Below are 20,902 nucleotides of genomic sequence, written 5' to 3' on the forward strand. Positions count from 1 at the left end.
ATAGCCTGGTCGGCTCGCCATGCGGGCGGAAGGACGGCCACGCACGGTGGGATATATCGATGTAGCTGGGGTCTCGCTGACCCTCCCCGACGGCAGACCGCTGTTGGACGAAGCGACGTTCCGCGTCGGTTCCGGTTCGACGAGCGCGCTGATCGGACCGAACGGTGCGGGCAAGACGACGTTGCTCCGAATCATCCGCGGCGATCAGGCAGCCGACTCCGGTGTCGTCACGATCGACGGCGGGCTCGGAGTCATGGATCAGTTCGTCGGACACGGCGAAGCAGGCCAGACCGTTCATGAGCTGCTGGTGCGCGTCGCGCCTCGACGGATCCGCCAGGCGGCCGAAGCACTCGAAGAAGCCGAGAACGCGCTGATCGAGCGGGACGAGCACGACACCCAGATGGCGTACGCGACGGCGATCGCCGAGTACGCGGACGCCGGCGGATACGAGCACGAGACGATCTGGGATCAGTGCACGGTGGAGGCCCTCGGGGTGCCCTACGAGCGAGCGCGCTTCCGCGAGCTGACCACGCTCTCGGGAGGGGAGCAGAAGCGTCTCGCGCTCGAGGCGCTGCTGCGCGGCCCCGACGAGGTGCTGCTTCTCGATGAGCCCGACAACTACCTCGACGTGCCGACCAAGCGCTGGCTCGAGGAGCAGCTGCGCCAGACCCCGAAGACCGTGCTTCTCGTGTCGCACGACCGCGAGCTCCTCGCACGCGCCGTCGACCGGCTCGTCACTCTCGAACCGGGAGGGGCAGGGGCGTCTGCGTGGGTGCACGGCGGCGGCTTCGCGACCTATCACCAGGCGCGCAGCGACCGGATGGACCGTCTCGACGAGCTGCGTCAGCGGTGGGACGAGCAGCACGAGAAGCTGCGCATCCTGGTCGCGAACCTCAAGGTGAAAGCCTCGGCGAACGACGGGTTCGCCTCGAGATACCAGGCGGTCCAGACCCGTCTCCGCAAGTTCGAAGATGCGGGTCCGCCGCAGGAGCGACCTCCTGCCCAGGAGTTCGACATGCGCCTACGCGGTTCGCGCACCGGCAAGCGCGCGGTCGTCGCGGAGCGGCTGGAGCTCACCGGGCTGATGCGCCCCTTCGACGCGGAGGTCTGGTACGGAGATCGCGTCGCCGTGCTGGGCTCCAACGGCTCGGGCAAGTCGCACTTCCTGCGCCTGCTGGCCCGCGGAGGGAGCGACCCGGACTCGACCCTCGGTCACGTGACCTCGACGGGGGAGCAGCTCTCCGAGGTGGCGCACTCCGGCCGAGCGGTCCTCGGTGCACGGGTGGTTCCCGGTCTGTTCGCGCAGACGCACGCGCACCCCGAGTTCGTGGGGCGCACGCTGCTCGAGATCCTGCACCGCGGTGACGAACGACGAGCGGGGATGCCGCGGGATGCCGCGAGCTCGGCGCTCGACCGCTACGGGCTCGTGCGCCAGGCGCAGCAGACCTTCGAATCGCTGTCGGGAGGGCAGCAGGCACGGTTCCAAGTGCTGCTTCTCGAGCTCTCCGGTGCGACGCTGCTTCTGCTCGACGAGCCGACCGACAACCTCGACATCGAGTCGGCCGAGGCGCTCGAAGACGCGCTGGCGCGATTCGAGGGCACCGTGCTCGTGGTCACCCACGACCGCTGGTTCGCGCGGTCGTTCGATCGGTTCCTCGTGTTCGGCTCGGACGGGGAGGTGTACGAGGCGGGCGCCCCCGTGTGGGATGAACGTCGCGTCGCGCGGTCCCGCTGAGGCCGACAGGTCACGGCAGGCGGAAGGGCTCGGCCGCGAGTGCGGTCGGGTCGAGCGCAAGGTCGGCGAGGGTGGCGCCCACTCCCGGTGCGAACTTGAATCCGTGCCCCGAGAAGCCCGCGCCCACCACGATCCGTCCCCGTCGATCGAGCACGAAGGCGCTGTCGTCCGTCGAGGTGTAGGTGCAGCTGATCGGGACGGCGGATGCCGCGTCGAGGCCGGGCATCCATTCGCGCACGTAGTCGGCGAGCGCATCGGCGTGGGTCGTCAGGTGCGGGCGCGCATCGGGGTCGACCGCATCGCCGACCCGGTGGAACCCGACCTTGACACCCTCGCCCGGAGTCGGCATGCCGTACACCGTCGCCGGATAGCGGTCGGGGTCGACGTAGTGGTTGAACGACGGCCAGGCCGACCCGTCGACGGGCCGGAAGTGGGCGGGCGTCTCCTCGGTGACGTCGAGCCGGGGGAGTCGGATGCCGGGGAGCATCCGCTCGGTCCAGGCACCCACTGTGACGACGGCGACCTCGGCGTGGATCCGCTCGTCGGCGAGCACGAGTTCGACACCGGCATCCGTTTCGTCGACCCGCGCGACCGGGGTCTCCCAGCGCACCTCACCTCCCGCGTCGACGATGCGTCGCTCGAGTTCCCGCAGGGCGGCGGATGCTCGAGCCACCCCCGCGTCTCGGGAGAACAGCACCGGATCGGCGAACCGCATGCCCGGCCAGCGGGACGACGCCTCGGCGGGGGACAGGATCTCGGCGTGGATGCCCCGCTCATGGAGGCGGTGCTCGACCGAGGACGCATCGAGATCGCCGTGCGTGACCAGGCCGTGCAGGCGCAGCAGTGGCTCGCCGTCGACCGTGCCGAGGGCGTCCCAGCCGTCCCGCGCACGGAGGAGCAGATCGAGGTAGTGCTCCTCGTCGTAGGCGTTGTTGAAGTTGCGCGTCGCCCCGTGCGAGGCTCCTTCGCGATGCCCGCGGGCGAAGCGCTCGAACACCACCGGTCGATGACCGCGTCTGGTCAGCTCCCACGCGGTGGCGAGCCCCATCACGCCGCCTCCGACGACGGCGATCTCCACGGCATCCACCGACATACTGCCTCCTGACCTCCCTCCCAGTGTCCCAGCCGTCGGTACCTCCGCGTGCGCCCGGTAGTCTGGAGTGGTGACCATGGAGATCGAGCTCGGCCGAGGCAAGCGCGCACGCCGCGCGTACACGTTCGACGACATCGCGGTGGTGCCGTCGAGGCGCACGCGCAACCCTGAGGATGTGTCGACCGCCTGGACGATCGACGCCTTCGGCTTCGGCATCCCGGTGCTGGGCGCCCCGATGGACTCCGTCGTGAGTCCGCAGACGGCGATCATGCTGGGGCAGCTCGGCGGTCTGGGTGTGCTCGACCTCGAGGGGCTGTGGACCCGGTACGAGAACCCCGAGCCGCTGCTCGCCGAGATCGCCGGTCTCGACGAGGGCCAGGCGACCGCGCGGATGCAGCAGCTCTACGCGGAGCCGATCAAGCCCGCCCTCATCACGCAGCGCCTCGCCGAGATCCGCGAGGCCGGTGTGACCGTCGCCGGCTCCCTGACCCCGCAGCGCACGCAGGAGTTCTACGACACCGTCGCCGCTGCAGGCGTCGATCTGTTCGTGATCCGCGGCACGACGGTCTCGGCCGAGCACGTGTCGAGCGTCGACGAGCCGCTGAACCTCAAGAAGTTCATCTACGACCTCGACGTGCCCGTGATCGTCGGCGGCGCAGCCACCTACACGGCCGCGCTGCATCTGATGCGCACGGGCGCTGCCGGCGTGCTCGTCGGCTTCGGCGGGGGAGCGGCATCGACCACCCGCGCCACGCTCGGCATCCACGCGCCGATGGCGACGGCCGTCTCGGACGTCGCGGCTGCTCGGCGCGACTACCTCGACGAGTCGGGCGGACGCTACGTGCACGTGATCGCCGACGGCGGAGTCGGCACGTCCGGCGACATCGTCAAGGCGCTCGCGATGGGAGCGGACGCCGTCATGCTCGGTGTCGCGCTCGCTCGCGCCACCGACGCACCCGGCCGTGGCTTCCACTGGGGCCCCGAGGCGCACCACCCGAAGCTCCCGCGCGGTCGCCGCGTCGAGGTCGGCGGCATCGGCACCCTCGAGGAGATCCTCTACGGTCCCGCACCCGTCGCCGACGGCACGGCGAACCTGATCGGCGCGCTCCGCAAGTCGATGGCCACCACCGGATACTCCGACCTCAAGGAGTTCCAGCGGGTCGAGGTCGTCCTCGCACCCTACGAGGCCTGAGGCTCCGCTCGTCACCGTGACTTCACCCGCACTGTTCCCACCGACCCTTCGCGAGGTCATGCTCCGGGGACGCTGGATCGGGATGCTCGTGCTGTGCCTGGTCGTCGCCGGCGTGTTCGCCTGGCTCGGTCAGTGGCAGCTCGAGCGTGCGATCGAGACCGACCCGCCGCCCGCCGGCGTGACCGAGGAGGTGCGTCCGCTGACCGATGTGGTCGAGCCGGGCGTCTACCTGCCTGAGCCGCTCGTCGGTCAGAAGGTCGAGACGTCGGGCACCTGGGTTCCGGATGACTTCCTCGTGGTGTCGAGCCGTTTCAACGACGACGTCGAGGGCTACTGGGTCACCGGCCAGCTGCGGGTCGCCGATCGCACCTCGATCGCCGTGGCGATCGGCTGGACGGCCGACCGTGCCGTCGCCGATGACGCCGTCGAGAAGCTGAACGCGGGAGAGGCGGAGGCCTCGATCACCGGACGCCTCATCTCGGATGAAGGCCCAGCGGTTCCGCCCAAGGATGACCCGCAGCGCATGGACAAGATGTCCACCGCCGCGCTGCTCAGCCACTGGCACGACATCGATCAGCTCGACGTGTATCGGCCGTACCTCGCATCGCAGACGGCTGCGGCCGGCCTGTCGGACATCTCCTCCCCGGCGCCCGACGAGATGTCGCCGGTGAACTGGCTCAACGTCTTCTACGCGGTCGAGTGGGCGATCTTCGCGGGCTTCGCGTTCTACCTCTGGTACCGACTCGCGAAGGATGCCTGGGAGCGCGAGGTCGAGGAGTTCGAAGACGCCGTGGCGGGCGAGTCGGCCTGATCCCGACGCGCTTCTGCGCGCGACCTCGTGCGCATCCGAGCGCGGATGCAGGCGATATTCCACCTTCGTCAGGGGTCGTTTCCGACGTTCGGTGAGGGCTTGGTTACCAATCGGAAAACTCCGTTGAGGTTGTCCGAGGGCCTCCGTATGCTCGCTCACATGTGCGTCAGCTGAGAGCGCGCAGCCACGGTTTCACGAGAGCCGTCGCCAGACGATACCCGAGGAGACAACACAGATGATGTCCGCTCCCGACGCCGTGAACCGCGAGGTTCCGGGGTCAGTTCGCAGAAGTCGGGGGCGTCTCGGCGTCCTCGCCGCCACCTGCGTCGCAGCTCTCGGCGCCAGCGCCCTGATCGCAGCGCCCGCATCCGCCGACGTCGCAGGGACGGGGGTGGTCATCAACGAGGCGTACCTCTCCGGAGGCAGCGCAGGCGCCGCGTTCACGAACAAGTTCGTCGAGCTCTACAACCCCACCGCGGCACCCGTCACTCTCGACGGACTCTCGCTGCAGTATCGATCGGCGACGGGTACGGGCGCCTCCAACGGGGTCGCGCCGCTGACCGGCGTCATCCCGGCAGGCGGCCACTACCTCGTGCAGGCCGGCAGCAACGGGGCCAACGGTGCCGCTCTGCCGACGGCCGACGCGGTGAGCACGCTCAACCCGAGCGGCACCAACGGCACGCTCGCCCTCGTGAACGGCACCGCGGCGGTCACGCTGACCCCCGGCTCGGTCACGGGTGTCGACGGAGTGATCGACGTTCTCGGCTACGGCACCTCGAACACCTTCGAGACCACGGCGGCGACGCCGCCCACCGGCAACACGGACGTCAAGTCGCTGAACCGCACAGACGGCAAGGACACCGACGACAACAGGGCGGACTTCAGCCTCTCGGCGACCATCACGCCGCAGAACACCGGTACCGGCACCGACCCCGACCCGGAGCCCGAACCCGACCCGACCGCGGTGTCCATCGCCGAGGTGCAGGGCACGACCGACGTGTCGCCGCTGAACGGACAGACCGTCACGGTCGAGGGCGTGGTCACGGCCGACTACCGCACCGGCGGCTACAAGGGCATCGTCATCCAGACCCAGGGATCCGGCGGCGAGACCGACGCGACGCCTGGTGCGTCCGACGGCGTCTTCGTCTTCCTCAACGCGCTGGCCCCGACCCTCGAGATCGGTGACCTCGTCTCGGTCACGGGGTCCGTGAGCGAGTACTTCGGCCAGACGCAGATCAACCCCGCGGCTCTGTCTGCGATCTCCGTGGTGCAGGCGGGCGTCGGGGTGCCCGCGCTCACGCCGCTCCCCGACACGGTCGAGGGAGCGGACCGCGAGCAGTACGAGAACATGTACGTCGCACCCGCTGGCACTTACCGCGTCGCATCCAGCCACCAGCTCTACAACTTCGGTTCGCTGTGGCTGAACGCCGGAGCCGATCTGAACGTGAAGAGCACCGAGCTCGTGCGTCCGGGAGCAGAGGCCGCGGCGATCGCCGCGGCGAACCGCGCCAACCGCATCCTCCTCGACGACGGCTGGTCGATCCAGGTCACGAACAGCGGTCACCCGAACGACCAGCCCTACTTCACGAAGGACCTCGTCGTCCGCAACGGCGACACGGTCGACTTCAGCGACAACGGATACGTGCTGCAGTACGGCTTCGACGACTGGCGTCTGCAGCCGGTCGTGCCGATCGACAGCACCTCGTCCGATGATCTGAAGGCGGGCTTCGCGGCGACGAACCCGCGCAGCGAGTCTGCACCGACGGTGGGCGGCGACGTGCAGGTCGCGTCGTTCAACGTCTTCAACTACTTCACGACGCTCAAGAGTGAGAACTCGAACGCTCGGGGCGCGGCGAACGCGGCTCAGTTCGAGATCCAGAAGTCCAAGATCGTCGCGGCGATCAACGGACTCGACGCCGAGATCGTCTCCCTCATGGAGATCGAGAACTCGATCAAGCTCGGCGGCTCGCTCGACGAGGCGCTGGCCGATCTGGTCGACGGGCTCAACGAGGCACTCGGCAGTGACGAGTGGGACTACGTCCGCACCCCCGACGAGCTGAACGACTCGGCCACGACCGACTTCATCACCAGCGCGATCATCTACAAGAAGGATGCCGTCGAGACGGTGGGCGAGAGCCTGACCGTGACCGATGAGACGGTGTGGGGCAACGCCCGCGAGCCGATCGCTCAGGCGTTCGACATCGACGGCCGCGTCGTCACGGTCGTGGCGAACCACTTCAAGTCGAAGTCGGCACCCGAGGGCGGCGGCGCGGAGCCGGCTGACGGCCAGGGCTTCTTCAACGCCGATCGGGTGAAGCAGGCGAACTCGCTCAAGGGCTTCACCGAGGAGATCGAGCAGGAGACCGGCAGCAGCGACATCCTGCTGATCGGCGACTTCAACGCCTACGCGAAGGAAGACCCGATCGAGGTCTTCACGACGGCGGGGTGGAGCGACGTCGCTCGCGAGAAGGCCCCCGAACAGCACACCTACACGTTCGACGGAGAGCTCGGCTCACTCGACCACGTGCTGGCGTCGCCGTCGCTGGCCGCATCGATCACGGGTGCGGGTGTGTGGAGCATCAACTCCCCGGAGTGGAGCGACCGCGGTTACGCGTTCGGCGCCACCGAGGCGGGCACGCCGTTCCGCTCCAGCGACCACGACCCGATCATCGTCGGCGTCTCGTCGGAGGTCCCGCCGGTGAGCATCGACATCGTCACGATGAACGACTTCCACGGCCGGATCGAGGCCGACGGCGCTGCCGCAGGCGCGGCTGTCGTCGCCGGAGCGGTGCAGCAGTTCCGCTCGGAGAACCCGAACACGATCTTCGCCGGTGTCGGTGACCTGATCGGCGCGTCGACGTTCACCTCGTTCATCAACGACGACAACCCCACGATCGACGCACTCAACGCAGCCGGCCTCGACGTCAGCGCAGCAGGAAACCACGAGTTCGACCAGGGCTGGGAGGACCTGCGCGACCGCGTGCAGGACCGAGCGGACTGGGAGTACATCTCGTCGAACGTGTTCGTGACCGAGACCGGCGAGCCCGCGCTCGCCCCGGCCTGGGTCAAGGAACTCGACGGCGTGCGCGTCGGCTTCGTCGGAGCGGTGACCGAGGACCTCGATTCGCTCGTGTCCCCTGAGGGCATCGCGGACCTCGAGGTGCGCAGCATCGTCGACTCGGTGAACGCCGTGGCCGACGACCTGCGCGATGGAGACCCCTCCAACGGTGAGGCGGATGTCGTCATCCTCCTGGTCCACGAGGGCGCATCCAGCGTCGAGCTGTCGAGCATCACTCCGGACTCGCCCCTGGGCGAGATCGTCTACGGGGTCGACGAGGATGTGAACGCCATCGTGTCGGCGCACACGCACCTCGCGTACAACCACGTCATCGACGGGCGTCCGGTCATCTCGGCCGGTCAGTACGGCGAGAACCTGGGTCTCATGAACCTGCAGGTCGATCCGAAGACCAAGGACCTGATCTCGATCACGAACGAGATCAAGCCGCTCACGTCCGCGGGTCAGCCGCTCTACCCGGCGGTTCCGGCGGTGGCTGACATCGTCGCGAAGGCGAAGGCCGACGCAGACGTTCTCGGGGCGGTGAAGGTCGGAGACATCACCGCCGACTTCAACCGCGCTCGCCAGACGAACGGGTCGGAGAACCGCGGTGGCGAGTCCACCATCGGCAACTTCGTGGCCGACGTGCAGAAGTGGTCCACCGGCGCGGACATCGCGCTGATGAACCCGGGCGGCATCCGCGCAAACCTCACGTACGCCTCGTCGAACGCGAACGACCCGAACGGCAACGTCACCTACCGCGAGGCGGCGACGGTGCAGCCGTTCGCCAACACGCTGGTGACGCTGACCCTCACCGGTGCGCAGCTGAAGGGCGTTCTCGAGGAGCAGTGGCAGCCGGCAGGCTCTGCTCGTCCGTTCCTCAAGCTCGGCGTCTCGGAGGGGCTCGTCTACACGTACGACCCCGCTGCGGCTGCGGGCTCGCGGGTCACGTCGATCACGCTCAACGGGACCGCGATCGATCCGGCGGCGAACTACACGGTCGCAGCCAACTCGTTCCTCGCCGCAGGTGGAGACAACTTCTTCACCTTCAAGGAGGGCACGGGCAAGCGCGACACCGGGAAGATCGATCTTCAGTCGATGGTCGACTGGTTCGACGCCAACAAGACCGCGACCCCCGACCTCGCACAGCGTGCCGTGGGTGTCTCGGTCAGCGCACCGGATGCCGACGGCTACAGCGCCGGCGACCAGGTGACGGTCGCGCTCTCGTCGCTGGCGTTCAGCGCGGGAGAGCAGGCACCCGGTGAAGTGACCCTGTCGCTCGGCGGCACGCAGGTCGCCGCAGGCGCCGTCGATCCGACGATCGTCGACACCACGGACGAGGTGGGGCGCGCGTCGCTCGGCTTCACGGTTCCCTCTGGTGTCTTCGGAGAGCAGCTGCTCACCGTCGCCGTCGCAGGTACCGGCACCACGGTGCAGGTGCCGTTCACGATCGCGGGTGAGGAGCCGGCGGAGTTCGCGGGCTCCATCGACCTCGGTTCCTCGAAGGTCGCCGCAGGAAAGAAGCTGACGATCACCGGTGAGGGCTACGAGCCGGGCGAGACCGTGACGGTCGAGCTGCGACCGAAGAAGGGTGCGGCCACCGAGGTCGGCACGGTTCAGGTCACGGCGGACGGCACTTTCTCGACCTCGGTCACCGTGCCGAAGAGCACGCAGCCGGGCAAGTACACGGTCGCGGTCGCTCAGGCCGACGGAGACGAGGCCACGGCCACCGTCACCGTGAACCGCGCAGGCGGGATCGGCGGCATCATCGGTGGCATCCTCGACTGGCTGTGGGACCTCCTGAACGGGTGGTTCTGACGCCCTGGGGCGTGTGACGCAGGCATGACAGAGGCGAAGGCCGTCGGGAACTCTCCCGGCGGCCTTCGTCGTGCGTCCGAGTGGTCCGACCCGGTCAGGCGGTGATGACCTCGACCTCGGCCTGCGCGAGAGCGGCCGCGAAAGCGGATTCCGGGGGAGTGTCCGTGACCAGGTAGTCCGCGCGGTCGAGGGTCGCGACCTGAGCGAACAGGCGGCGGCCGAACTTCGAGGAGTCGGCGAGGATCGCGGTGCGCTCGGCGCGCTGGATCATCTCGGACATCATGTTCGCATCCCCCATGTTCGACGTCGAGAACCCTGCGTCGTCGATCGCTCCGACGGCGATCAGCGCCAGATCGCACCGGATGTCGACCTCGGGCCCTCCGGGCGTCATCGTGAAGGTGACGGGCCCGGTCGTGGCCTGAGTGATCGCCCGCACGGCTCCGCCGAAGACATAGAGGTCGCGGAAGGCGGAGGGTGAGATCTCCGCAGGGATCCGCAGGTTGTTCGTCGCGATCGTGAGGTCGCGGTGGTTCCGCAGGGCACGGGCGAGAGCCAGGGTCGTGGTCCCGGCGTTGAGCATGACGACGGCCCCATCGTCGATCAGGCCCGCGGCGAGGCGCGCGATCTTCTCCTTCTCCTCGGTCTGCAGCCGAAGCCGGACGTCGAGTGCGCGGTCCTTGAGCTGCCCCTCGGCGCTGACCGCTCCGCCGTGCGTGCGGATGACGACGCCTTCGCGATCGAGCTGGTCGAGATCGCGGCGGATCGTGTCGATGGAGACGTGAAAGTGCTCGGCGAGACCGCCGACAGTCACTTCTCCCACCTGCTCGACGTAGGAGGCGAGATCCGCCTTCCGACCCGCCGGGAGGCGGCGCTTGGGCGAGGGTGCAGTTGCTTCCATGCACACATCTCTAGCACAGAGAAGCGGGAAAGTCGGCAGAGTTCAGCAGAAAACCGCAGATCGAATTCAGCGGCGATGTGCCGTGCGGCGCCCGCCGTGACGGAGATGCGCGGAGAGATCTGTGATTACATCCATCGAATAGCGCAAAGAAAGGCTTGACGTTCTTGCAAATGGCGGCATAATATTGCTCAAAACCGCACGAACAAGCATCGAAGCGCGTGTGCGGCACGATCTCGAAGAGGAGAAGTGATGATCACAGTGGGGCGAGGGCGACGCATTCTGAAGCTCGCCGGCGCAGCGACAGCAGCCGTGACAGTCCTGGCGGTGGCAGGGTGCGCGGCAGGCGACAGCGGAACCGATGGAGGAGACGGCGGAGACGTCACGATCGAGTTCGCACAGTGGTGGGAGCCCGAGCTCCCCGACGGTGAGTTCCGGGCACTCATCGACGAGTTCGAAGAAGCCAACCCGGGCATCACGGTCAAGCTCGTGAGCGGACCCTACGCATCGACCAAGGAGCAGCTGTTCGCCGGAGCGGCATCCGGCACCATGCCGGACGTCGTCGGACTCGACGGCGCGTGGGTCAACGACTTCGCCTCGCAGGGCGTCATCGCAGACCTGACCGCCCTGATGAAGGAGAACGACTACGACGACAGCGAACTGGCGAGTCAGATCCAGGTCGACGGCAGCACCTACATGATCCCGGTCGTGAACTTCGTCTACCCGATGTTCACGAACGACACCCTGCTGGCCGACGCGGGCGTCTCAGCCCCGCCGACCACCCGCACGGAGTTCGCGGATGCCGCATCGAAGGTCTCGGCCCTCGGCGGCGACGTCTCGGGCTGGGTGCTCCCGCTCTCCCTCGAAGCGCCGAACGGCGTGCAGAACGACGTCATGTCGTGGGTGTGGGCGTCGGGCGGATCGATGTTGAAGGACGGTCAGCCTGATCTGACCAACGGCGACGTCACGTCGGCAGTCGAGTTCATCGGCGGCATGTGGGATGACGGCTCGATCGCCTCCGGTTCCTTCACCATGAAGGAGCAGGACAAGGTCGAGGAGTTCACCAACGGTCGCGTCGGCATGATGATCGACTCGCTCGCGCACATCAACCTGATCCGTGAGACGAACCCCGACCTGACCTTCTCGATCTCGGCGCTCCCTGCCGAGGACGGGTACGACGGCGAGCGGGGCATCCCCTACGCATCCTGGGGCATCGGTGTGGCCGAGAACTCGGAGCACAAGGACGCCGCGTTCAAGCTGGTCGAGTTCCTGATGAGCGAGCAGACCAACTCGGAGCTCTCGACCATGGCCAAGGCCTTCCCCGGCAACTCGAAGTCGGTCCCCGACTTCGTGAACGATGACGAGCTGTTCAAGCAGGCGTTCGACATCTACCAGGCGGGATACCCGGCGAACGAGTTCACCGGACTCCCCGTCGCCGAGGAGCTGATGCGTCAGCTCGGCGAGCAGCTGCAGTCGGCCTTCGACGGGCAGCAGTCGATCGACGACGCGCTCAAGAAGGCGCAGGAGAGCTGGAAAGCGGAGTTCTGACCTCCCGCTTCCCGAATGAACGGGGTGCCGCATCGCGACCGATGCGATGCGGCACCCGACCAACCAAGGAGCCATGCTTCCCATGAGTCTGAGAACATCCGACGACACCGAGGTGATCGTCACCGGGGTCGCGATGTCGCGTCGCCGGCGGCAGCTGCGCAAGACCACCGAGTCGTACGCCTTCCTCTCGCCGACCATCATCCTGCTCTTCGTCCTGATGATCGTGCCGATCGTCATGGTGATCGGCTACTCGTTCCAGGACAACGTGATCCTGAACAAGTCGCCCGAGTTCGTCGGCATCGGCAACTACGTCGAGATCCTGTCGGACCCGCGCTTCTGGAAGGCCACCGGCAACACGATCCTCTTCACGGTGACCAGCGTCGTCGCGCACCTGGTGCTCGGACTCGCCTTCGCGATGATGCTGAACAGCCCGCTGCTCGGCCGCTTCTCGCGCTCCTTCTTCCGCGCGCTCTACGTGCTGCCGTGGCTCTTCACGGTCGCCGTCATCGCCGTTCTGTGGCGCATGCTCCTCGCCCCGAACGGCGTCGTGAACTTCCTGCTCAACACCGATATCGAATGGCTCGCCTCGCCGCAGCTCGCGCTCGGGACGATCATCTTCATCAACATCTGGGCCGGGTACCCCTTCTTCATGGTGAGCCTGCTGGCGGGTCTCCAGGGCATCCCGAACGAGCTGAACGAGGCCGCGACCGTTGACGGCGCGGGTGCGGTGCAGCGTTTCTGGAACGTCACCGTCCCGCAGCTCCGGCCGATCATCGTCAGCCTCGTGCTGCTCGATCTCATCTGGACCTCTCAGCAGTTCGCCCTCATCTGGATGACGACCGGCGGCGGACCGATCGATGTGACCGAGGTGCTCAGCACATTCACCTACAAGCTCGCCTTCGCCAAGTACGACTTCTCGCTCGCCGCGACTTCCGCGGTGCTGGTCCTGCTCATGTCGATGGTGCTCGCCGTCTTCTACGTCCGTCACCAGAAAGCGAGGGACTGATCATGGCTCTCACCGTTCAGAACCAGCGTCGCGTCGCCAAGACCGGCGTGATGATCGGCCTGATCCTCGGCGCCGTGTTCGCCGCGGGCCCGGTGCTCTGGATGCTCTCGAGCTCATTCAAGTCGAACACCCAGATCTTCGAGCTCCCGCCGCGACTCCTCACCGACACGTTCTCGTTCGACGCGTACATCGCGATCTTCACGAACCCCGAGACGATGCGGTTCTTCCTGAACAGCTACGTCGTCGCCGGTTCCGTCACGATCCTGACGCTCCTCGTCGCGATCCAGGCGGCATACGCGTTCAGCCGCTTCGACTTCCGGGGCAAGCGCATCCTGAACGTCGTGATCGTCAGCGTGCAGGCCGTTCCGCCGATCACCCTGCTGATCCCGTACTTCGGGCTGATGGTGGCGCTCGGGCTCTACAACTCGTACCTCGGGCTGATCCTGACCTACATGGTGTTCACGCTGCCCTACGCGATCATCATGATGACCGGCTACTTCAACACCCTCCCGAAGGAGCTCGACGAGGCCGTGCGTGTCGACGGTGCAGGATCGATGACCGCCCTGTGGCGCATCCTGGTGCCGATCTCGATCCCCGGCATCGTGTCCGTCGGCATCTACACCTTCATGATCGCGTGGAACGAATACCTCTTCGCGCTGACGCTCACCCGCACGATCGACATGCGCACGGTGCCCATCGGCATCCAGCTGCTCATGGGCCAGCACTCGTACGAGTGGAACCAGATCATGGCGATGAGCGTGCTCGGATCCATCCCCGTGCTCATCCTCTTCCTCTTCTTCCAGCGGTACTTCATCAGCGGTCTCACGGCGGGGTCCGTGAAGAGCTGACGTCGTGCCGACGGATCAACGACCACCACGAAACAGGAGAATCAAGTGCTCTACACCGGCAAATCCATCCTCGATGTCGCCAATGAGAACAACTTCGCCATCCCGGCGTTCAACATCAGCGACTGGGCGATGTTCAACGGGATCATGGACATCAGCGAAGAGAAGGCCGCTCCGGTCATCATCGCCATTCACCCCGATGAGGTGTCTCACATCACGACCGACCTGATCGCGGCGATGCACTCCCGTGCACACCGGTCGAGCGTGCCCGTCGCGATCCACTGGGACCACGGCGGAAGCTACGAGCAGATCATCACGGCCATCAAGGCGGGGTTCACCTCGGTCATGATCGATGCCTCGCTGCTGCCGTTCGACGAGAACGTCGCGCTGACCCGCAAGGTGGTCGACGCGGCTCACGCGGTGGGCATCCAGGTCGAGGGCGAACTCGGCACGATCGGCGCGAACGACAGCTACGGCGAGTCCGGAGCGGCAGAGATCATCTACACGAACCCCGCTGACGCGGTGCGCTTCGTCGAGGAGACCGGGGTCGACAGCCTCGCGATCGCGATCGGCACCTCGCACGGCCTCTACCCGAGCGACAAGAACCCCGAGCTGCGTCACGACCTGCTCGAGGAGATCAAGGCCGCGATCGGGATTCCGCTCGTGCTGCACGGCGGATCGTCCAACCCGGACGCCGAGCTGCGTCGCGCGGTCGACCTGGGCATAAACAAGATCAACATCTCGAGCGACATCAAGGTCTCGTACCACAACCGCATGCGCGAGATCCTCGGCACCGATCAGCGTCTGCGCGAGCCCAACGCGATCCAGCCGGCGGCACTCGAAGCCATGAAGGTGACGGCTGCTGAGAAGATCGACCTGTTCGGCGCAGACGGCAAGGCATCGCTGTACTGACACTGCGGACTCGGGAGGATGATCGGCGACGTGGACAGAACGCTCGTACTCGGACTCGGCGGCACCGTCGACTACGAGCTCATGTGGGACTCATCGGTGTTCGACAGGCTGGCGCTCGCGCACGACGTGCGGCGCCACGAGCTCACGACCACGGCGCCGATCACCGACGAGCGCTCGCTGCTGGTGGCAGTGCTGGCCTTCGTCGCCTCGGGCACCGGGGCGGAGCGATTCGTCGCCTCGTCCGAGGTGATCGAGGACTTCGTATCGCACTTCGAGTATGCGACCACGCTCGGCGGCACCGGTGTGCGGGCGGGCCTCGTGCTCGACGCCCTCGGCATTCCGAGCGTGCAGCACCTGGTGAGCATCGACGACAACGTGCGCCGGCTGCTGCCCGAGTCGATCTCGTACATCTGCTCGGCGACCGAGGACACCCTCGACCCGCACCTGATCGTGCAGTACCCGGTCGGCGCGCACGTGCGCCTCACGGACGGAGAGGTGCTGTCACCCGCGCCCAACCGGCTGATCTTCGCGAACGACCCGCCCAACCGGCGGATGCTTCTCTCCGCCGATCTGCCGGCATCTCTGTCGGACGCCGGCGTCTTCCTCGTCTCGGGCTTCAACACGATGCAGGATCACGACCTGCTCGAGCAGCGGCTCGTAGAGGTGCAACGGGCGATGTCGAGCCTGCCCGGCGACGCTCTCGTCTACTACGAGGACGCGGGTTTCTACACGCGAGGCTTCGCCGAGACCGTGCGAGCCCGGTTGCTGCCGCAGATCGACGTCTACGGCATGAACGAGGACGAGCTGCAGGAGTACCTCGGTCGGTCCGTGAACCTGCTCGACAAGTCCGACGTCATCCGCGCCCTGCGTGAGGCGCACATGATCATCCCGGCTCGCGCGCTCGTGGTGCACACGCGTTACTGGGCCATCGGCGTCGGACCTGATGCCGCTCGGCACCGTGCTGCTCTCGACAGTGCCGTCGTCGTCGCCGCCACCCGCTATCGCGTCGGTGACGGCGTGACGTCGGACGACGTCGAGCACACGTCGTCGATGCCCAGGCACGCGGGAGGGGAGGCACTCGTCTCGGCCATCGAGGCGGCGCTGCCGGATGCCGCGGGCGTCGCGGCATTCTCGCTCGACGTCCCCACCCCGACCACGGTCGGACTCGGCGACACGTTCGTCGGTGGTTTCCTCGCGGGGGCCGTGCGATCGAAGGAGACCGTATGAATCCCATCCTGCTGCCGTCGAACAGGCCCGCCGAGCGCTTCTACCGAGGTGGTGCACGCATCAGCGCCTTCCGCGGCGATGACGGCGCCGCGCCTCGGGAACCCGAGGACTGGATCGGCTCGACGACCACCGTCAACGGCGAGCCCGAGCTCGGTCTCACCACGCTCCCGGACGGGCGGGTGCTGCGCGATGCGATCGAGCGCGACCCGGTCGCCTGGCTCGGAGACGACCACGTCGCACGGTGGGGCGCGGACACCCGCCTGCTGGTGAAGCTGCTCGATGCCGGGCAGCGGCTGCCCGTGCACGCGCACCCGCACGACGACTTCGCAGCGATGCACCTCGGCCGAGCCCACGGCAAGGCCGAGGCCTGGTACATCCTGCAGGGCGGCACTGTGCACATCGGCCTGCGGCAGGACGTCGAGGCAGCCGATCTGGCCGCGCTCGTCGATCGACAGGACGCGACGACGCTGCTCGGTGTGCTGCACGAGGTCGAGGTCGCCGCGGGAGATGTGGTCTGGGTGCCGCCGGGCGAGCTGCACGCGATCGGCGCGGGCGTTCTGCTGCTCGAGCTGCAGCAGCCCGAAGACCTGTCGATCCTGCTCGAGTGGGGAGACTTCGCGATCGACGGTGCGGCGGTGGGCCATCTCGGCCTCGGGTTCGAGCTGGCGCTCGCCGCAGTGAACACGCGCGCACGATCGGCCGCCGGCCTCGCCGAACTCATCTCCGACGCCCCCGAGTCCGGTTCAGTCTTCCCCGAGGCCGCCGACGAGTACTTCCGACTCGAGAGGATTCCTGTGCGCGGAGCAGCGACCGTCGATCATGGCTTCTCGATCGTGATCGTGAACCACGGCGAGGTCGAGATCGGGGCGCAGCGACTCCGTAGCGGCTCGACGCTGCTCGTGCCCCACGCGGCCGGTGCGCTGGAGGCGACAGGCGCGGGTGAGCTGCTCGTGGCGCGTCCGCCCGCGCCCTGATGCCGGAATCGACGCGGATTCTCCCCGGCTAGACTGGAGTCATGCCCGAACCGAAAGTCGCCAGCTTTCCGGCGATCCGTGGTGCGCTGAAGTTCTACCAGGTCGCGTCGATCATCACCGGAGTCATGCTGCTCCTGCTGGTCGCCGAGATGGTGCTGAAGTACACGCCGATCCGACTCGAGCTCTTCGCGGGAGGTTCCGGCGGTCTGCTGTGGTTCGCTCCCGTCGTCGAGGGGCCCGAGGGTCTGGAGTCGACCGGTGACGGACTCAACATCTCGCTCTCGATCCTCGTCGCACACGGCTGGTTCTACGTCGTGTACCTCTTCGCGTGCTTCCGGATGTGGAGCCTGATGCGCTGGCCGTTCCTGCGCTTCATCCTGCTCGCGCTCGGTGGCGTCATCCCGCTGCTGTCGTTCTTCATGGAGGCCATCGTCGCCCGCGACGTCAAGGCCTACCTCGCTTCGAGGGAGGCCGCCTCGGCCCCCGCCCCTGCCACGGAAGGTGTCCGGTGACCGAACAGTCCGAGACCCAGCAGCGCCCCACGCTCGTCGTCGACTTCGGCGCGCAGTACGCGCAGCTGATCGCCCGTCGAGTGCGTGAGGCCGGTGTCTACAGCGAGATCGTGCCGCACACCGCGACGGCCGCCGAGATCGCCGAGAAGAACCCGGTCGCGATCATCCTCTCGGGTGGTCCGTCGTCGGTCTACGAAGAGGGCGCTCCGCGCCTGGACCCCGCGGTCTTCGAGCTCGGGGTGCCGACTCTCGGCATCTGCTACGGCTTCCAGTACATGGCGCAGACCCTCGGCGGCGAGGTCGCGAACACCGGCCTCCGCGAATACGGCGCGACGGATGCCGTCATCTCGGGTGACGGAGGCACGCTGCTCGGCGGCCAGCCGGCCGAGCAGAACGTCTGGATGAGCCACGGCGACCAGGTCGCCAAGGCACCCGAAGGCTTCGACGTGCTCGCCACGACCGACGCCACCAAGGTCGCGGCGTTCGCGAACGAGGAGCGCGGCTTCTACGGCGTGCAGTGGCACCCTGAGGTCAAGCACTCCGACCACGGGCAGCGTGTGATCGAGAACTTCCTGCACAAGGGCGCAGGTCTCGCGTCCGACTGGAACAGCGGCAACGTGATCGCCGAGCAGGTCGAACGCATCCGCGAGCAGGTGGGTGACGCACGCGTCATCTCGGCGCTCTCCGGTGGCGTCGACTCGGCGGTCTCGACCGCTCTCGTGCACAAGGCGATCGGCGACCAGCTGACCGCGGTCTTCGTCGATCACGGGCTCCTCCGCAAGGGCGAGCGCGAGCAGGTCGAGAAGGACTACGTCGAGTCCACGGGTGTGCGTCTGATCACGGTCGACGCGGCAGACGTCTTCCTCGGTCACCTCGCGGGCGTCACCGACCCCGAGGAGAAGCGCAAGATCATCGGTCGCGAGTTCATCCGCGCCTTCGAGAAGGTGCAGCTCGACCTCGTCGCCGAGGCGAAGGCGTCGGGCGGCGCCCCGGTCAAGTTCCTCGTGCAGGGCACGCTGTACCCCGACGTCGTCGAGTCCGGCGGCGGCGCCGGTACCGCGAACATCAAGTCGCACCACAACGTCGGCGGACTCCCCGATGACCTCGACTTCGAGCTCATCGAACCGCTGCGCGCCCTGTTCAAGGACGAAGTTCGTGCGATCGGCCGCGAGCTCGGCATCCCCGAGGCGATCGTCGGCCGTCAGCCCTTCCCCGGGCCGGGTCTTGGCATCCGCATCATCGGCGAGGTCACGCAGGACCGCCTCGAGATCCTCCGTGAGGCCGACGCGATCGCTCGCGAGGAGCTCACCAAGGCAGGCCTCGACCAGGACATCTGGCAGTGCCCCGTCGTGCTGCTCGCCGACGTCCGCTCGGTCGGCGTCCAGGGCGACGGCCGCACCTACGGGCATCCCATCGTGCTGCGCCCCGTCTCGAGCGAAGACGCGATGACCGCCGACTGGACGCGTCTGCCGTACGACGTGCTCTCGAAGATCTCCAACCGCATCACCAACGGCGTCCGCGACGTCAATCGCGTCGTGCTCGACGTGACGTCGAAGCCGCCGGGGACCATCGAGTGGGAGTGACGCAGGAGCTCCCACTCGCATAGGCGCTGGTGGCACTCGACCGCGCCAGCGGGCGAGTGGGAGTGACTCAGGAGCTCCCGCTCGCATAGGCGCTGGTGGCACTCGACCGCGCCAGCGGGCGAGTGGGAGTGACTTCGCTCTCGCGCCGGTGACATCGAACGGGCACGGACCATCAGGTCCGTGCCCGTTCGTGGTATTTCGGGCAGGATGAGCCTATGACCAAGGCACGGACGAAGATCACGGTTATCGGTGCAGGCAGCGTGGGGGTCAGCGTCGCCTATGCGGCGCTGATCCGGGGGAGTGCGGCCGAGGTCGCTCTCTACGACATCGCCACCGACAAGGTGGATGCCGAGGTGCTCGATCTCGCACACGGCACGCAGTTCACCTCTGCGGCGGTCGTCGGTGGCTCCGATCTCTCGGTCGTCGACGGCAGCGACGTGATCGTCGTGACGGCCGGTGCGAAGCAGCAGCCGGGGCAGACCCGAATGGAGCTCTCGGGCATCAACGCTCGTCTTCTCGAGAAGCTCATGCCGCAACTCGTCGAACGCGCGCCGTCCGCCGTGTTCATCATCGTCACGAACCCGGCCGACGTGATGACCGTCGTCGCGCAGCGAGTCTCGGGCCTCCCGCCCCACCGGGTATTCGGATCCGGCACCGTTCTCGACACCTCACGTCTGCGCTGGCGTCTCGCTCATCGGGCGAACGTGAGCACGGCGAGTGTCCATGCCGACATCGTGGGCGAGCACGGCGACACGGAGTTCCCCCTGTGGTCGAACGCGACGATCGGCTCCGTGCCGATCCTCGACTGGCCAGCCGATGAGCCGTTCACGGCCGAGGAGCTCGACCGGATCGCGATCGAGGTGCGCGATGCGGCGTACGCCGTCATCCGCGGCAAGGGAGCGACGAACCTCGCGATCGGCGTCAGCTGCGCCCGCATCGCTGAGGCGGTGCTGCATGACGAGCGGGCGGTGCTTCCGGTCGCGACAGTGCTCGACGGCGAATACGGGCTGCACGGGGTCGCGCTGTCGGTGCCGTCGGTGGTGGGGGCTGCGGGGGCGGTGCCGCTGGCCGAGACGCCGATGAACGAGCGTGAGCTGAGCCTGCTGCAGGCTTCCGCCGACGCGATCCGCGCGGCGATCGACGAGCTCGACTGACCCCTTCGGAAGAATCTTGAGAATCTTCGTCGACTGTGTCGATCCGAGTCGTTCCCGTTCGACGTCTTCGATGAGAGGGTCGAAAGACGGCCCCACCCACCAAGGAGAACATCATGAAGTACATGCTGATCATGCGCTCGAACGACGAAGCGGTCGAGGCCTACAAGGAGATGCCGTTCGAGCAGGTCATCGAGGCCATGGGGAAGTACAACGAGTCGATGATCAAGGCCGGCGTGCTGCTCGCGGGCGAGGGACTCAGCGACGCCGCGGAGGGCTTCGTGGTGGACTTCAGCGCTGAGAAGCCTCTGATCACCGACGGCCCCTACGGGGAGACGAAGGAGCTCTTCAACGGCTTCTGGATCATCGAGGCGTCGACGCGCGAGGAGGCTGCCGAGTGGGCGAGCCGTGCACCTCTCGGCGCAGGTTCGTTCCTCGAGGTGCGCCGGGTGACCGACGAGTCCGACTTCCCGGCCGACAACGAGTGGATCGAGAAGGAGAAGGGCTGGCGCGAAGAGGAAGAGGCGCGCCGCGCCCAGCAGTGA

At 67.3% G+C, this 20,902-nt stretch carries 16 protein-coding genes; 14 read left to right on the top strand and 2 right to left on the bottom strand.

The genetic code is table 11. The features are described 5' to 3' along the window. Nucleotides 1-46 precede the first annotated feature (46 nt). Entirely contained in the window at nt 47-1,735 is a 1,689-nt protein-coding gene (locus MRBLWH13_RS02250) for an ATP-binding cassette domain-containing protein (protein WP_341956708.1), read from the top strand. Nucleotides 1,736-1,745: 10 nt separating this feature from the next. Here the strand turns inward: MRBLWH13_RS02250 and MRBLWH13_RS02255 are convergent, their stop codons facing one another. Further along, on the bottom strand, nt 1,746-2,828 hold the full coding sequence (locus tag MRBLWH13_RS02255; RefSeq protein ID WP_341956709.1) for an FAD-dependent oxidoreductase: 1,083 nt from the start codon (nt 2,826-2,828) through the stop codon (nt 1,746-1,748). Between the two features lie 76 nt (nt 2,829-2,904). Here MRBLWH13_RS02255 and MRBLWH13_RS02260 point away from each other — a divergent pair, with 76 nt between their 5' ends. The 3 genes from MRBLWH13_RS02260 (at nt 2,905) to MRBLWH13_RS02270 (ending at nt 9,704) form a co-directional block, all read left to right on the top strand. After that, nucleotides 2,905-4,020 carry a GuaB3 family IMP dehydrogenase-related protein gene (locus MRBLWH13_RS02260; RefSeq protein WP_056508361.1) on the top strand — a complete coding sequence of 372 codons (1,116 nt, stop codon included), beginning with the start codon at nt 2,905-2,907 and terminating at the stop codon, nt 4,018-4,020. 58 nt (nt 4,021-4,078) lie between these two features. Continuing rightward, nucleotides 4,079-4,831: an SURF1 family cytochrome oxidase biogenesis protein gene (locus MRBLWH13_RS02265; protein WP_341958373.1), complete on the top strand. Its 753-nt coding sequence runs from the start codon at nt 4,079-4,081 to the stop codon at nt 4,829-4,831. Nucleotides 4,832-5,066: 235 nt separating this feature from the next. Further along, the gene (locus MRBLWH13_RS02270; RefSeq protein WP_341956710.1) at nt 5,067-9,704 is read left to right on the top strand and encodes an ExeM/NucH family extracellular endonuclease; all 4,638 of its coding nucleotides are present in this window, start codon (nt 5,067-5,069) and stop codon (nt 9,702-9,704) included. A 94-nt stretch (nt 9,705-9,798) separates the two neighbouring features. Here MRBLWH13_RS02270 and MRBLWH13_RS02275 read toward each other — a convergent pair whose 3' ends face one another. Next, complete coding sequence (locus MRBLWH13_RS02275; RefSeq protein WP_341956711.1) at nt 9,799-10,602, bottom strand: DeoR/GlpR family DNA-binding transcription regulator; 804 nt, start codon at nt 10,600-10,602, stop codon at nt 9,799-9,801. Nucleotides 10,603-10,851: 249 nt separating this feature from the next. Here MRBLWH13_RS02275 and MRBLWH13_RS02280 point away from each other — a divergent pair, with 249 nt between their 5' ends. The 10 genes from MRBLWH13_RS02280 to MRBLWH13_RS02325 all read left to right on the top strand — a co-directional run bounded on the left by MRBLWH13_RS02280 (nt 10,852) and on the right by MRBLWH13_RS02325 (nt 20,902). Continuing rightward, entirely contained in the window at nt 10,852-12,147 is a 1,296-nt protein-coding gene (locus MRBLWH13_RS02280; protein ID WP_341956712.1) for a sugar ABC transporter substrate-binding protein, read from the top strand. A gap of 82 nt (nt 12,148-12,229) precedes the next feature. Then, nucleotides 12,230-13,153, top strand: coding sequence for a sugar ABC transporter permease (locus tag MRBLWH13_RS02285; protein WP_341956713.1), 924 nt, complete (start codon nt 12,230-12,232; stop codon nt 13,151-13,153). A gap of 2 nt (nt 13,154-13,155) precedes the next feature. Then, complete coding sequence (locus MRBLWH13_RS02290; RefSeq protein ID WP_311242875.1) at nt 13,156-14,001, top strand: carbohydrate ABC transporter permease; 846 nt, start codon at nt 13,156-13,158, stop codon at nt 13,999-14,001. A gap of 45 nt (nt 14,002-14,046) precedes the next feature. Beyond that, nucleotides 14,047-14,910 carry a ketose-bisphosphate aldolase gene (locus MRBLWH13_RS02295; RefSeq protein WP_056508375.1) on the top strand — a complete coding sequence of 288 codons (864 nt, stop codon included), beginning with the start codon at nt 14,047-14,049 and terminating at the stop codon, nt 14,908-14,910. Between the two features lie 30 nt (nt 14,911-14,940). Further along, nucleotides 14,941-16,137 carry an ADP-dependent glucokinase/phosphofructokinase gene (locus MRBLWH13_RS02300; RefSeq protein ID WP_341956714.1) on the top strand — a complete coding sequence of 399 codons (1,197 nt, stop codon included), beginning with the start codon at nt 14,941-14,943 and terminating at the stop codon, nt 16,135-16,137. Next, nucleotides 16,134-17,111, top strand: coding sequence for a carbohydrate kinase (locus MRBLWH13_RS02305; protein ID WP_341956715.1), 978 nt, complete (start codon nt 16,134-16,136; stop codon nt 17,109-17,111). Before MRBLWH13_RS02300 ends, MRBLWH13_RS02305 begins: the two co-directional genes overlap by 4 nt. A 41-nt stretch (nt 17,112-17,152) precedes the next feature. Beyond that, nucleotides 17,153-17,623, top strand: a complete 471-nt coding sequence (locus tag MRBLWH13_RS02310) for a DUF3817 domain-containing protein (RefSeq protein WP_311242879.1) — start codon at nt 17,153-17,155, stop codon at nt 17,621-17,623. Then, nucleotides 17,620-19,206: a glutamine-hydrolyzing GMP synthase gene (guaA, locus tag MRBLWH13_RS02315; RefSeq protein WP_056508382.1), complete on the top strand. Its 1,587-nt coding sequence runs from the start codon at nt 17,620-17,622 to the stop codon at nt 19,204-19,206. The genes MRBLWH13_RS02310 and guaA overlap by 4 nt, the downstream gene beginning before the upstream one ends. A 215-nt stretch (nt 19,207-19,421) precedes the next feature. Next, a complete protein-coding gene (locus MRBLWH13_RS02320) occupies nt 19,422-20,360 on the top strand; it encodes an L-lactate dehydrogenase (protein ID WP_341956716.1) in 939 nt (312 codons plus the stop codon). Nucleotides 20,361-20,473: 113 nt separating this feature from the next. Beyond that, the gene (locus MRBLWH13_RS02325; RefSeq protein ID WP_341956717.1) at nt 20,474-20,902 is read left to right on the top strand and encodes a YciI family protein; all 429 of its coding nucleotides are present in this window, start codon (nt 20,474-20,476) and stop codon (nt 20,900-20,902) included.

Source organism: Microbacterium sp. LWH13-1.2 (assembly GCF_038397735.1).
Classification (GTDB): Bacteria; Actinomycetota; Actinomycetes; order Actinomycetales; family Microbacteriaceae; genus Microbacterium.